This window comes from Nisaea sp. (assembly GCF_040217065.1).
In the GTDB taxonomy this organism is placed as follows: Bacteria; Pseudomonadota; Alphaproteobacteria; order Thalassobaculales; family Thalassobaculaceae; genus Nisaea.
The window spans coordinates 237,948-251,700 of sequence record NZ_JAVJNX010000009.1 but is presented as its reverse complement, the minus strand read 5'-3'; the positions used below and the strand labels follow the sequence as shown (position 1 = coordinate 251,700).

The window sequence follows — 13,753 nt, the reverse complement described above, 5'->3', positions numbered from 1 at the left end:
GCCTGAAGCCAAGGGAGGGGTGAATGAATCTGTCACGTATGCTGGCGCAGAGGGAGGCCGCAGGCGATCCGGTGAAAGTCGGAATTATCGGCTGCGGCAAGTTCGGGGCGATGTACCTGTCGCAGGCGCGCCTGACCACGGGCATCCATGTGGTCGGCATTGCTGACCTTAATGTGGCAGGCGCGCGGGAAACCCTGACCCATATCGGCTGGGAGGCGGAGCGGTTCGCCGCCCGCAGTTTCGACGATGCCGAAAAGCACCGAAGCACCTTCATCACCGATGACAGCACGTCCCTGATCCAGGATGGCGGGCTCGATGTCCTGATCGAAGCGACCGGCGATCCCGCCGCCGGTATCCGCCATTGCCTGATGGCGATCAGCCACGGGCTGCATGTCGTCATGGTCAATGTCGAGGCGGATGTGGTGGCCGGCCCGCTGCTCGCCCGTAGGGCAGAGCTTGCCGGAACAGTTTACAGCCTCGCCTGGGGAGATCAGCCGGCGCTGATCGCCGAACATGTCGACTGGGCCCGGGCCTGCGGCTTCAAGGTCGTCTCGGCAGGCAAGGGGACGCGCTATCTTCCAAGCTTCCATCAGTCGACGCCGGACACGGTCTGGGACCATTTCGGCTGGGACCTCGAGGTGGTGAAACGCGGCCGGCTGAACCCGAAGATGTTCAACAGCTTCATTGACGGGACCAAGTCCGGCATCGAGATGAGCGCTGTCTGCAATGCCACGGGATTGACGCCGCAGCCTGACGGGCTTGCCTTCCCGCCCTGTTCGCGCTTCGACCTCGCCGAGGTCTGCAAACCGACCGAAAATGGCGGAACTCTGACGCATTCCGGTACGACCGAGGTGGTTTCCTCCCTGCATCGGGATGGCACCGAAGTGGAGGGGCACCTGCAGTACGGCACCTTCGTCGTCATCGAGGGCGAGACGGATTATGCCCGCTATTGTTTCGAGGAATATCACATGCTGCCGGACAGCAGCTTCCGCTTCGCCTCGCTGTATCGCCCGACCCACATGATCGGACTGGAGCTGGGTGTTTCCGTTGCATCCGCCGCATTGCGCGGGGAGCCGACGGGCTCACCTGTTGCCTTCAATTCCGACGTGGTGGCGACGGCAAAACGGGATCTTGCCGCGGGCGAGGTGCTGGACGGAGAGGGCGGGTTCTGTGTCTGGGGAAAACAGACTGCTGCGCGTACCTCGCTTGATGAAGGTTACCTGCCGCTCGGTCTGGCGCAGAATGTCAAAATGAAGAGATCCGTGGCCATCGGCGAGCGGCTGAAATGGGCCGATGTCGAGATCGATTCAGACGACGATGCGGTGAAGGTCCGGCGCGAAATGGAGGCGATGTTCGCGGCTCCGAATAGCTGATCCTGTCTGCCGGGACGAAAGACAACCGCTTCAGGCGCTTCCGGTTCCAGGCCATTCGGTGTAACAGTCCCCGCCAGATGTCAGTTACCGGAAACCGGGAGTGCAATATGGGCGGCGCCATCGTGGCACCGGACAGGTCGGCCAAACCAGTCAGTCTGGCAGGCGCGCTTGTCGCGTTGTTCGGGAGCCTCCGCAGCAACGGATTCATCCTGCGCAGTCTCGTGCGCAACGAGGTGGTTTCACGCTACCGGAACACATTGCTCGGCTTCCTCTGGTCGCTGGTCACTCCGCTGGTGATGATCCTGGTCTATTCCGTTGTCTTCGGGCTGATCTTCAAGGTGCGTTTCGGTGATGTGCCGGAGCGCGCGAACATTCCCTACGGTATTGTCCTGTTCTCCGGTCTGCTCCTGCATGTTCTGCTGGCGGAAACGCTGCTGCGGGCACAGTCGGTCGTGCTGGAGAACCCGAATTACGTGAAGCGCGTCGTCTTCCCGCTGGAGATTCTGCCGATTGCGATCCTGATCGGCAACCTGGCGAACGTGCTGATGGCCTTTGTTGTGCTGATTGCCGTGATCCTGGCGTACAGCGTGCCGCTGCACTGGACCGCTTTGCTGCTGCCCCTGGTCTGGCTGCCCTTCATCATCATGCTGGCGGGGCTATCCCTGCTGGTCGCCTCGCTGGGTGTTTTCATTCGCGACATCGGCCAGGTGCTCGGTTTCATGATGACGATCCTGCTGTTCGGCAGTTCGATTTTGTTCCCGCCGGACCTGCTGCCGGAGGCCGTGCGTCCGTTGTTATTGCTCAATCCCCTGACGCTGCCGGTCGATGCCACCCGTGATGTCTTGCTGTGGGGAACGATGCCGAACTGGAAGCTGCTCGGCTATTACAGCGCCGGGGCGGTTGCATGTCTGTGGATCGGCGCCTGGTGGTTCCTGCGCACAAAGCGCGGTTTTGCCGAGGTGATGTAAGATCGCTGCCATGAGCTCTGTTTCAAACCAGTCCATAGCCGTGCCAATTCGGATTGTGATCGCCGTATGAACAACCAGCCGAAAGACAGCGCCGCGTTGCGCGCGGGGACGGATGCTGAGGGACAGGACCTTCCCGCAATCGACATTCGCGGCGTGCGGAAAGTCTTCAACGTCTACAACCAGCCGCTCGACCGGCTGAAACAGGCGCTGCTGCGGGGCAGCCGAACCTTCTTTACGCCCTTTGTCGCCCTGGACAATGTGTCCTTTCGTGTCGGACGGGGGGAAACGGTCGGCATCATCGGTCGCAACGGGTCCGGCAAATCCACGCTGCTGCAGATTGTTGCCGGTCTGCTGACAGCGACCGAAGGAGATGTTGCGGTCAACGGCCGGGTGTCTGCTTTGCTCGAGCTTGGCGCCGGCTTCAATCCGGCTGCAAGCGGCCGGGAGAACGTCTATATGAACGGCGCAATCCTCGGCCTCTCGAAAGAGGAGATCGACGGGAAGTTCGACGAGATTGTCGCATTTTCCGGCCTTTCCGACTTTCTCGACCGGCCGGTCGAAACCTATTCGAGCGGTATGTATGTCCGTCTCGCTTTCGCCGTCGCGATCAGCGTCGACCCGGAAATTTTCATTGTTGATGAAGCCCTTGCGGTTGGAGATGAAGGTTTCCAGAGAAAATGCTTCGCCCGGATCGAGGAGATGCGCCGGCGCGGCACGACCATCCTGTTCGTCAGCCATGCAGCGGGTATGATCACCCAACTCTGCGACCGGGCGGTCCTGCTGGATCGCGGCGAGATGCTGATGGATGGCGATCCGAAAACGGTGATTTCAAGCTATCACAAGCTGACGCATGCGCCGGCCGCCCAGTTCGACAGTGTCCGCGACGAAATCCGCCGGGAAGTGGCGGGACGTCAGGATGCGAGCGAGTCCCACGACGCGGGGTTGGTTCCGGAAAGCCGGACGGCCTATGTCAGCCTCGGTGCGGAGATCAGTGAGGCAAGGGTCGAGACGCTGGACGGTACACCGGTGAATCTGCTTGTCCGGGGACGGCACTACGCCTTTCGCTACAAGGTCCGGTTCGCCGAGGATTGTGCGCAGGTCATGTGCGCGATGATGATCAAGACCATTCAGGGGGTCTTGCTGGCCGGCCGGACCACGGACAGTCTGCGGCGCGGCCTGGCGGACTATCGCGCCGGCGAGGAAATCGATGTCAGCTTCGAGTTCGAATGCAGTCTGACGGCCGGAACCTATTTCCTGAATGCCGGGGTGAACGGGCTCTACGAGAACGAGCGAAAATCCCTGCACCGGATCATGGACGCAGCCATGTTCAAGGTGCTGCCGGATGACGATGATACCATCACCGGGATTGTCGCGCTCGGGATCGTGCCGAGCATAAGCCGCCAAGGCGCCTGACCGGGATGACGGTACCCGATAACGAGGCTCAGGCCGGACTGCAGTGGGGGGAAGGCGCCGCGGCCCTCTGTCTCGGCGTGGCATTCGCCGCTCTTGCCGTGACGCAGATGCCGGCTGCACCGGAACCGCATCCGGCACTCGTGGTCGGCGAGCTGACTTTCTCCGGTGCCGGCAAGCGCCTGGATTTCCTTTTTGTCTGGCTGATGACAGCAGGTTCGCTGGCCGCCTATTTCGGAATTGCGCAGGTCCGGGCGCTGATATCCGGCGGCACCGGAACGGCGGCCCGGTTTCGGGAATACCTTGTTTATTGCTGTTTGCCGGCGATGCTCTGGTGCGCGCAGCAGGTCCTGGGGGCGCCTTTCGCGACGCCGCCCTATGGTTCCGATCTCAGTCTGATCTGGCTTTCCGTCCTGTTGATCTGCCTCACGTTGGCGGCCAGCCTGATCTGGCGGGCCGGCGGGTGCCGAACTCATACCGATTTCGATGTTGCGGTCGGCAATGCAGTGACCGCACCGGTGCTGGCCATGTTTGCCTGGATCGCGCTGACCGTCGCGGCGTCCCGGCTATTCCTGCTGCAGGACATCCTCACGGCCAGATTTGTCGGCGTCGGTGCCGCAATCACCCTGTCGGCCGTATTCGCAGTCGGTCTTCTTCTGCTGTCCGGCCGGATGCAGGTGCGGGACCACGGAATCGCAATCCGCCGGTTGAACCTGATTGTCCAGTTGGGGCTGCCGCTGGCTGTCTTTGCCCTCATCCTGCCGCCGGCCGCGGGCGGCCTGCCATGGCCGCGGATAGCGCCGCTGGGAGCGGGGTTCGTCTCCGTGCTGACATTGCTGATGCTGGCTGGGTATGCTTGCCACGCGATGGCCTGGCGCGGCCTCGAGAGCGGCCGAAGCAGCACCGCAATATCCGCCGCGAGTGTCGCCGCGATTGCCGTTCTGGTTCTTTTCGCCGATGGCCGGCCGACGCCCTATGGCATGGACAACCCGCTCGATTACTATCACCACGGTGAATGGCTGATTCCCTGGCAGCAATGGTCTGTCTTCGGCAAGGTACCCTATATCGATTACAGCCCGTCCCATGGCCTGGTTGATTACCTCTCGGGAATGGCAAACGAACTTCTGCTGGATGGCACGCTCGCCGGGTTTCCGGAGGCGCGGCAGCTGATCAGGGGATTCTGCGCCATTGCTGCAGCCTTTGTGCTGACCCGTGTTGCCGGGCCGCTGCCAGCCTTGCTGGCGCTGCTGCTGTTTCCCGTCACCGGACGCTACCCGATCTTTGTCGCCATTTTCTGCGGGCTGGCACTGCTGACCGGCAGGCCGCTGCAACAGCGCCCGGTGCTTTGGCTTTTCGCCTATTTTCTGGCCGGGACCGCGCTGGTCCTGCTGGCGCCGGGACCGGGGGCGATGCTGGTGGTCGCGTTTGCGCCCGTTGCATTGCTGCATCTTGTCTGGAGCGCGGGTGCCGCGCCGCGCAGTCTGGCCGTCGCCGTCGCCGCCGTTGCGGCGATTTGCGGGTTGTCCCTGCTGCTCGGGCCCGGCAAGGTCGTGGTGTACCAGATTCAATTCATGTTGGAAAACAGACCGTTATACGGCGCGGTTCACGGACTGGACTGGGCGCGGAGCCTGGCGCATGACTGGCCGGTCAACAGCATGTTCTGGGAGTTGATCCGGACGTTGTGGCTGCCGGCCATGCTGGTCCTGCTTCTGGTGGCAGTGCCCCGGATCCGGCAAAAAAGACGCTCCCTCAGGGAGCTGCTGACGGAAGATCCGAGAGCGGTGTTCGCTGTGATGGCGGCTTTGTATCTGTTTCTTGTCATCCCGCACACGATAGGCCGGATTGATGCCGGGGGACCGTCGCGCGGGGGCGCGATGACGGTGTTTGTGCTGGCCTTGATCTGCTTGCCGCTCGCCGCGCATTTTCCGCTCCGGTCGCGGGTTGCCTCTGTGGTCGGGATTGCCCTGGTGCTCGGGATGCTCGCACCGGCATTTGATCACAGGCTCAGTTTCCGCAGCGCTTTTGCCGTGGCATCCGCAACCTCGGGAGCGCTACACGGCGAGATGCCCGTGGACGGCCCCGCAATCGGTATCCCGGCGCTCGGCCGGACGCTGGTATCGCCGTCGCTCGTCGAGCGGGTTTCGATTCTGAAAGCGGCGCTCGACGGCTGGCTGCGGCCGGAAGAGACCTATCTCGACCTGAGCAATGCGAATGCGCACTATTTCTACACCGGCAGGGCCGTGCCGATCGAAAGCGGTGCCTTCCTGACCCTGCCGGCGGCAGGCATGCAGGCGCGGTCGGTGACCCGGCTCGTTCAGGACCCGCCACCGGTCCTGCTGCTCGGCACCCTGCCAAGCGGTACCGGCCCATTCACCCTATTGCTACGCGCTCCAGTACTGGCGGAGTGGGTGTTCTCAGAGATCCGGTCCGGGCGCTACCAGGTGGTCCAGCGCGGCCCCTTCATCTTCGCGATCGACGGCGGACGCCTGGATGAACCCGCTCCGGCCCCTACCGAACAGACCGCACTTCTGCTTCAGGTTTTCGCCCCGCCGAAGCTCGCCCGGTTGCCGAGCGTATGGGGCGGGTCCTTCGGGGATTCTGACAGAGCTGTCGTCCTCCGACACGTCACCGAACCCCATGTGGAGCAGGTCGGGGCTGATCCGGCAAAGCGGGCGCAGGGCAGTTTTGACATTGTTCCCGGCCAGTCCCGGTTTACAATCGCGCACGAGCGTGAAGGAGCCGCCAATCTGCTGATATTCGAGCTGACCTGCAGCGCCGGTAAAGACCGCCAGAGATCTGTCGGATCGGGCAGGGTGATTGCGGAGCATGGTGGCTATCTTGAATTCGACCTGCAGCCTGGAGCACATATCGTTCCCCTGGACGCCGACCCCATGACCTTGCTTCAGGCAAGCGTGGAAGGTTTCCGGCTTGAGCTCGCGCTTGACCAGCACTGCGGCGCGGGGATTGTGGGTGGCTTCCGGCTGGCCGCGCGCGCTGGGCCGCACGGAGACGGACAATGAGACGCTCACTGATCCTTCTCGGGATCAAACTGCTGGTCAGTGGCAGCTTGCTCTACTGGGTCTTGAGTTCGATCAATCGCGAGGATCTGTTCGCGGCCGTGCTGTCCCTCGACCCGGTCTTGCTGGCCGTCGCATTCGGCGCGCTGGTGCTGCAATATCCGGTCGGTGCGCTGCGCTGGTACGAAATTCTCAAACTTCTCGGCTTCACCCTGGGCTGGCGTGAGATATTCAGGGTCCATCTGGTTGGCGTGTCCCTGAACCAGATGTTGCCGTCCGCGCTTGGCGGGGATGCCTACAGGGTCTGGCGCATCGGCCGAACCGGAAACGGCTGGGGCCGGGCGGTCTCGTCGGTCCTGCTCGACCGGGTCGCGGCCTTGGCCATTCTGATTCTCCTGCTGCTGGCCATGCTGCCGCAGCTGGTGACGATCCTGCCGGACGGATCTCTGGTGCGGTCTCTGACGATCTTGGTCTGCGTCGCCGCGGCGTCCATGCCTGTCTTGTTTTTCAGCGCGCGTGCCGTGGCGCGTCTGCTTGAGATGAACCGGTTTACCCGGCGCCTCGCACCGATCGCCCGCAACGCGGATCTGCTCTGGTCGAAGGGCACCGCGAGTTTGCGGATCGCCGGTTTCGGTTTGCTCACACAACTTTCCACAGTCCTCTGTGTCTGGCTGATCGCATCGGCAGCCGGTGCCGGCGTCGATTTCTTCACGATGCTCGGGCTGACCCTTCCGGTTCTGCTCACCCTGGCGCTGCCGATTTCCATTGCAGGGTGGGGCGTCCGGGAAGGGGCGATGGTGTTCGCGCTTGGGCTGATTGGCGTTCCGGCTGAGACCGGTTTGCTGGTGTCCCTGGTCTGGGGCGGTCTGTCTCTCTTCGGCGGGGTGGTCTGCGGGATCGCTTTCCTGCTGCAGGATTCCGAACGGCAAAGGCTTGCCGTTTACGCCGCGGAGAGCACGCATTTGTCCGAGCGGAAAGACTGACTCATGAACCTGCGGGCGAAACAGCGCCTCGATGCGGTTCTCGGCGGGACTGCTATCTTCTTCCTGAAACCACTGGCACGTTTGTTGGGAATGGCGTTGCGCCGTGACCACGATATCCGGCCGCGCGGCGATATCGTCATCGTGAAGATGCTCGGCGGCGGCAGTCTGGTGCTGGCTCTGCCCGCTCTGCTCGGACTGAGGCGCCGTTACCCGGATCTCACGCTCCGGCTGGTCTGCACCGGTGCGACGCGGCAATTCGCCGAGCTTCTGGGCGTGTTCGACGAGATCATTGTCGTGCAGGATGGCGGTTCCGTTTTTCGTCTTGTGCAGAGTGGGTTACGGGCACTTCTTGCTGTCTTCAGATGCGATACGATCGTCGATCTGGAGGTCTACAGCCGGCTCTCCACAGTGTTCTGCCTGATGAGTTTCGCCCGCAATCGGATCTGCTTTTATCTGGAGTCCGCCTATTGGCGGAAGGGCGTGGCGACGCATCTTTTCTATTTCAACCGCTCCGGTTCCGTCCCGAAACATTACGAGCAGGTCGCCCGGGCCCTTGGTGCTGACGTTCCGTCTCAGGACGAATGCCGCGCGGCATTTCTTGCGGTCAACAATCTCAAGCGAACCGCTGGAACTGACGGAGACAGACTCGCGCTCGGCCTCGCCGGTTTCTGCTCGGATCTCGCGCTCGAGCGGATGTTCAGCGCGGAGGAGTGGGCCGAGCTTGCAACCAGGGAACTGCAGGGCCGTCCGGTATCAATCACCCTGTTTGGCGGGCCGGCAGACCGGGAGCAGGGCAACGCGTTGGCCGCAGCCCTCCGAACGGCCCTTCCGGGTGCCGAGATCGACAATGCCTGCGGGAGATGGCCGCTCCGGGAAACCGCGTCCGAGATCGCGAAGATGGACCGCTTCTGGAGCATCGATACGGGGCTGCTGCATATCGCGCGGCAGATCGGCGTGCCGACGACCTCTTACTGGGGCCCGACAGATCCGCAAACGCTCCTGCAGGATCTGCCCGGCGTCGACGAGGCGGTGCACTACCGGAGACTGCCCTGTTCTCCCTGCGTCCATGTCTCTGACGAGCCGCCCTGCGCCGGCACACGTCCTTGCATGGTCGGCCATGTCCGGAAGCTCAGCGAAGAAGAACGCAATCCGGTCTGGATTGAAGTTTCCTGAAAATCATCTCTAGAGAATTGCCAGAACGGCTTCCGGCGGGCGGCCGATCGCGGCCTTGCCGTTCGCGATGACGATGGGCCGCTCGATCAGCACCGGATTCTCATGCATGGCCTGAAGCAGCGCGACACGGCTTTTTGTGCCGTCGCCGAGGCCGAGCTCCTTGAACGGAGCTTCCGTGCGCCGCATCAACCCGACAGGCTCCAGGCCGAGGCGTCCAAGGAGGTCCTCGAGTTCGGCCGTGCTCGGCGGCGCCTTGAGATATTCCCTGATTGTCGGCTCGACGCCCTTGCTGAGCAAGAGTTCCAGTGTCTGCCGCGACTTCGAGCAGCGCGGATTGTGATAGATGACAACGCTCATCGTGAGGCTCCGGCCTATTTGCCCTGGAAGTTCGGCGCGCGCTTTTCCAGGAAGCTGGCGATGCCTTCCTGATAGTCGTCCGTATAGCCGCACTGGCGCTGGAATTCCGCTTCCAGATCAAGCTGTTCCGCCAATCCGTTATCAAGCGAGGCGCGCATGATCTTCTTGATCCCAGCGAGCGCCAGCGGAGCTTTCGCGGCGAGAGTCTTTGCCAATGCCTCGGCTTCCGCCATCAGAGTCTCATCTTCGACTGACGACCAGATCAGGCCCCAATCGGCGGCCTGTTTGCCGGTTACCGGCGCGCCGATCAGGGTCATGCCGAGCGCCCGCGCGAGGCCGACCCGGCGGGGCAGCACGTACGTTCCGCCCGCATCCGGCACCAGGCCGATATTGACGAAGGCCTGCACGAACTTGGTGTTGTGGCCGGCCAGAACGATATCGGCGGCCAGCGCCAGACTGGCGCCGGCGCCGGCGGCGACGCCGTTCACCGCGGAAATGATAGGCATTGGCAGCGCGGCCATGCGCTTGATCAGCGGATTGTAGTTTTGCTGGATGGACTGGCTCAGATCGCGGCGCTCGGCCGTACTTGATGCCTTGCGATCGGCGAGATCCTGTCCCGAGCAGAAGCCGCGTCCGGCGCCGGTGACGATGACGCAGCGGGCGGAGCCCGGTTTCTCAAGCAGGGTGAAGACGTCGCGCAACTCCTCGTGCATCACCGTTGTGACGGCGTTGATCCGCTCCGGCCTGTTCAGGGTGATGCGGGCGATATTGTCTTCAATCGAGAAGAGCAAGGTTTCATATGTCATTGAATTAACCTGATTTCGTCAGAATGAGCCGGGTGAAGGATACGCTGTCGCGCCCCATTTCGTCCGCGTTTCCTTCGCGATGAATAAGGGAAAGCCCGTGGTTTTCGGCCAGGGTCAGAAACGGATCGGCATCGGACTCGTGCATCGGCCGGTCCGCCGGCGCGGGACCATGTCGCAGCAATACCGAGAATTTTCCGCCCGGCGCCAGAAGCGCGGCGAGGGACGCCATGCCCTGATCGCGCAACTCCGGCAGCAGGTGCATCCAGACCGAATTCATCAGCATGAAATCGAACTGGCGTCCGAGGGCATGCACCTTGGCAAGACCGGGTAGGCGATCATCAAGCCATGTCGCCTGCGAGTCGGGATAATGCGTCCTGGCTTCGGCGCGCATACCGGCAGCGGGTTCGACCGCGACTACGGTGAGTCCCCGCGACTCGAGCCCGTACACATGCGCACCGTACCCGGCGCCGATATCCAGCGCATGTCCGCCGGGCGGCGGAAGGTATGGCGCATGAAATGTAACGAACTTGTCGCTGTGGACGGCGGAATCCTCGGCTGCGGACCATTCCGTCCGCAGCCGCCGCGCATCACGATCATAGACGCCGATCAGCGCGTCATTGTCCGGAACGCCGGTGCTCACGCTTCGGCGTCCCGTTTCTTCTGCCATTCCACATAGCGCGCCTTGGTTGCCTCGTCCGGCGGGTAGGTGCCGCGCAGCGGTTTGCCGCTTGCGACCTCTTCGTGGATGAAGACTTCCATCTTTTCCTGCTCGAAGGATTGCTCGGCAATCTCCTCGGCGAGATGGGCCGGGAGCACGACAAGGCCTTCGGCGTCGCCGACCAGCACATCGTCCGGATAGACCGCGACACCACCGCAGGCGATCGGGGTGTTCAGCTCTGCCACCGCATGATGCTTGATCAGGCTGGTCGGGGCGGACGGGCCGCCGACATAGCAGGGAATGTCATATTCAGCGATCTCGTAGGAATCTCGGATACCGCCGTCTGAGACAAAGCCGCCGACGCCGCGTACCTGCAGCCGTGTCAGCAGGATATTGCCGGCGGATGCGGCGCTTGCGTCCTGCCGGCAGTCCACCACCAGGATCTTGCCGGCCGGGATGGTCTCGATCGCCTTGCGCTGGGGATGGTCGTAATCGTCATAGGCGCTGATCCCGTCGATATCCTCGCGCGCCGGAATGTTCCGCAGGGTGAAGGCCTCGCCGACCATGTTGCGGTCATGTGTCGTCAGCCGGCTGACGCCCTGGAGACACTGGTTGCGCAACCCGCGCTTCAGCAGCTGCGTGGTCAGGGTCGCGGTGCTGACATGTGCCAGCTTTTCCCGTGCCGTATCGCTCAGTCCGGTCATTGAAGGCCCTCCCGGTGCCGGTTTTTCACTCAGCGGCATCAGAGCACGGAGCTTCCGCGATCCTCAAGTGCGGTCATCACCCATCCCGGCTATTCTGTCGTTCCGGAACCGCAACTGAAGCAATCAGGAGCGTAATCTAGGGGGAGGAAACCCATGGAATACCGCAATCTCGGCCGCTCCGGCCTGAAGGTCTCGAAACTCTGTCTCGGCGCCATGATGTTCGGCGGGCCGACCAGCGAAGCCGATTCTCACGAGATTATCGCCGAGGCGCGGGATTTCGGAGTGAACTTCATCGACACCGCCGACGCCTATCACGATGGCAATTCTGAACGGGTGGTCGGTCGCGGCATTGCCGCCCACCGGGATTACTGGGTGCTGGCGACGAAACTCGGCAATCCGATGGATCCGGCCGACCCGAATGCACGCGGCCTGTCCCGGAAATGGGTGCTGCAGGCCTGCGAGGAATCGCTGGAACGGCTGGATACCGACTATATCGATATCTACTATCTGCATAAGGAAGACCATACGACGCCGCTGGAAGAGACGGTGAACGCCATGGCAGATCTGGTCCATGCCGGCATGATCCGGCATATCGGCATCTCCAACCACCGCTCCTGGCGGGTGGCGGAGATCTGCAATCTCTGCGATGCGGCGGGGATCGACCGGCCGGTGGTCAGCCAGCCCTATTACAACGCCATGAACCGGATGCCAGAAACCGAGCATCTGGCGGCCTGCGACTATTACGGTCTCGGCGTCGTGCCCTACAGCCCACTGGCAAGAGGCATTCTCTCCGGCAAGTACAAGCCAGGCGCGGAGCCCGCCGAAGGCAGCCGCGCCGCCCGTGCCGACAAACGCATGATGCAGACCGAGTGGCGCGAGGAAAGCCTGGTGATCGCCGAGAAGATCAAAGCGCATGCGGAAGCCAAGGGCGCAACCATCATCGATCTTGCCGTCGGCTGGGTGCTGAATAACGGCCTCATCACCGGCACCATCGCCGGCCCGCGCACCATGGAGCAGTGGAAAGCCTACGCGAAGGCGCTGGAATACGAGTTCACGGAAGAGGACGAGGCGCTGATCAACGGCCTGGTGCCGGAAGGCCATCCGTCGACACCGGGCTACAACGATCCGGCCTATCCGCTGGAAGGCCGCGTGGCATTGACGGGGTGAGGGCCGGTCGCTCTACTTCGCGACATCCTGCTCGAAGAAATCTCCGAGGCTGTGGTCAGGCTCGAACACCTCCCTGACCTGGCCGCGGGTGGCATTTTTATAGTTCTTCATGATGAAGCCGTAGGTCGCATCGAGCTTGTGCGCCTGATTGAGGATGATCATGCGCGGCAGTTTCGCGCATTTCAGGACCGCGGCGCGGACCCGGTCCGAGCGCACCCTGGCGTAGGAGCCTTTGCTGAAACCCACGAGGGTGCCGACATAGGGACGTTTCAGGATGGCTGAGTATTCGCCGAGCATGGACCCGCGTTTAAACGTCGAAACCTCGCCGTCGAATTCGATGTACAGGCCTGGGCTGTGTTCCATGGCGATCTCGCCGCTGAGGACGTAGATCACGTAATCCGATGGATCGCCGTGTTCGCAGATAATGTCGCCAGCCTCGAATGTGATGCGGTCCGATTCCGGAACCATGAGGACTCCCCGGGGATCAAAATGAGAAACTCGATGGTTATAATTTTTAATCAAATGTTAATTAAATGCAATTCCGTCGATGCTGATTTAGGCCGATGACGACCCTTTGCGTTTTCGTTTTTTCGTAGGCTTGTGCGCCTTTAGCGCGGCGTCAATTGCCGCCCGTGCCCATTCAAGTAACAGCTCCGGATCTTCCAGAATATCTGTCGGGACCTCCCAGTAACTGCCAACCGTGACGTCTCCCTTCTTCGTGCTGTAGCGGAATGGCTCGCTGCCATGTTCTTCAAATCCCTCACGATTCCGGTCGTCGACGCGGAAGTAGGGCAGGTCGTTCAGCAACAGGGCGAAATTCACGTCCCCATATTTGATGCCGTAGCCGCCGAACATGCGCTGCACCCGTATATCCCCGAGAGGTTCGAGCATGTCTGTGATGTAGGCGGCAAATTCCTTTGACGTTGCCATGCTGCTTCTCCCCGGAGCGTGTTCCTGTAGTGTTCTGGCAACGGGAGGTCCTGGCAACCCGGTAATGCACCGCATCGAAATGGGATGCAGCCATGCAATCCAGCGCTTGTTTTGCGCTGCAATATAAGTATGTTACGGGCCAGTCATTTTGACACTGCCGGGCCTGAACCGCCCTGGGCCATTCAATACAGATTTGCACGCCTGGCA

Annotated in this window: 13 protein-coding genes; 7 read left to right on the top strand and 6 right to left on the bottom strand. The window is 62.1% G+C overall.

Annotated features, from left to right (window positions below; all coding sequences use genetic code 11):
* Positions 1-23 precede the first annotated feature (23 nt).
* The 6 genes from RH950_RS13510 to RH950_RS13485 all read left to right on the top strand — a co-directional run bounded on the left by RH950_RS13510 (position 24) and on the right by RH950_RS13485 (position 8,924).
* Entirely contained in the window at positions 24-1,373 is a 1,350-nt protein-coding gene (locus RH950_RS13510; protein ID WP_350057586.1) for an NAD(P)H-dependent oxidoreductase, read from the top strand.
* 107 nt (positions 1,374-1,480) lie between these two features.
* Complete coding sequence (locus tag RH950_RS13505) at positions 1,481-2,341, top strand: ABC transporter permease (RefSeq protein ID WP_350057584.1); 861 nt, start codon at positions 1,481-1,483, stop codon at positions 2,339-2,341.
* Positions 2,342-2,407: 66 nt separating this feature from the next.
* A complete protein-coding gene (locus RH950_RS13500) occupies positions 2,408-3,754 on the top strand; it encodes an ABC transporter ATP-binding protein (protein WP_350057582.1) in 1,347 nt (448 codons plus the stop codon).
* 5 nt (positions 3,755-3,759) lie between these two features.
* Positions 3,760-6,771, top strand: a complete 3,012-nt coding sequence (locus RH950_RS13495; RefSeq protein WP_350057580.1) for a hypothetical protein — start codon at positions 3,760-3,762, stop codon at positions 6,769-6,771.
* On the top strand, positions 6,768-7,751 hold the full coding sequence (locus RH950_RS13490) for a lysylphosphatidylglycerol synthase transmembrane domain-containing protein (protein ID WP_350057578.1): 984 nt from the start codon (positions 6,768-6,770) through the stop codon (positions 7,749-7,751). Before RH950_RS13495 ends, RH950_RS13490 begins: the two co-directional genes overlap by 4 nt.
* 3 nt (positions 7,752-7,754) lie before the next feature.
* The gene (locus RH950_RS13485) at positions 7,755-8,924 is read left to right on the top strand and encodes a glycosyltransferase family 9 protein (RefSeq protein WP_350057576.1); all 1,170 of its coding nucleotides are present in this window, start codon (positions 7,755-7,757) and stop codon (positions 8,922-8,924) included.
* Positions 8,925-8,933: 9 nt separating this feature from the next.
* Here the strand turns inward: RH950_RS13485 and arsC are convergent, their stop codons facing one another.
* The 4 genes from arsC to RH950_RS13465 are packed head-to-tail and all read right to left on the bottom strand — an operon-like array spanning position 8,934 to position 11,449.
* Entirely contained in the window at positions 8,934-9,281 is a 348-nt protein-coding gene (gene arsC / locus RH950_RS13480) for an arsenate reductase (glutaredoxin) (protein ID WP_350057574.1), read from the bottom strand.
* Positions 9,282-9,295: 14 nt separating this feature from the next.
* Positions 9,296-10,087 (bottom strand): enoyl-CoA hydratase-related protein, encoded by a 792-nt coding sequence (locus tag RH950_RS13475; protein WP_350057572.1) that lies wholly within the window; start codon positions 10,085-10,087, stop codon positions 9,296-9,298.
* Between the two features lie 4 nt (positions 10,088-10,091).
* Positions 10,092-10,727: a class I SAM-dependent methyltransferase gene (locus RH950_RS13470; RefSeq protein ID WP_350057570.1), complete on the bottom strand. Its 636-nt coding sequence runs from the start codon at positions 10,725-10,727 to the stop codon at positions 10,092-10,094.
* Entirely contained in the window at positions 10,724-11,449 is a 726-nt protein-coding gene (locus tag RH950_RS13465; RefSeq protein WP_350057568.1) for a ribonuclease activity regulator RraA, read from the bottom strand. The genes RH950_RS13470 and RH950_RS13465 overlap by 4 nt, the downstream gene beginning before the upstream one ends.
* 153 nt (positions 11,450-11,602) lie before the next feature.
* On the opposite strand from RH950_RS13465, the gene RH950_RS13460 reads away from it, so the two are divergent.
* Positions 11,603-12,616: an aldo/keto reductase gene (locus RH950_RS13460; RefSeq protein WP_350057566.1), complete on the top strand. Its 1,014-nt coding sequence runs from the start codon at positions 11,603-11,605 to the stop codon at positions 12,614-12,616.
* A 12-nt stretch (positions 12,617-12,628) separates the two neighbouring features.
* On the opposite strand, the gene RH950_RS13455 is transcribed toward RH950_RS13460, so the two are convergent.
* Together RH950_RS13455 and RH950_RS13450 are read right to left on the bottom strand one after the other, a co-directional pair.
* The gene (locus tag RH950_RS13455; protein ID WP_350057564.1) at positions 12,629-13,084 is read right to left on the bottom strand and encodes a cyclic nucleotide-binding domain-containing protein; all 456 of its coding nucleotides are present in this window, start codon (positions 13,082-13,084) and stop codon (positions 12,629-12,631) included.
* Positions 13,085-13,171: 87 nt separating this feature from the next.
* A complete protein-coding gene (locus RH950_RS13450) occupies positions 13,172-13,546 on the bottom strand; it encodes a TfoX/Sxy family protein (RefSeq protein WP_350057562.1) in 375 nt (124 codons plus the stop codon).
* Positions 13,547-13,753 lie beyond the last annotated feature (207 nt).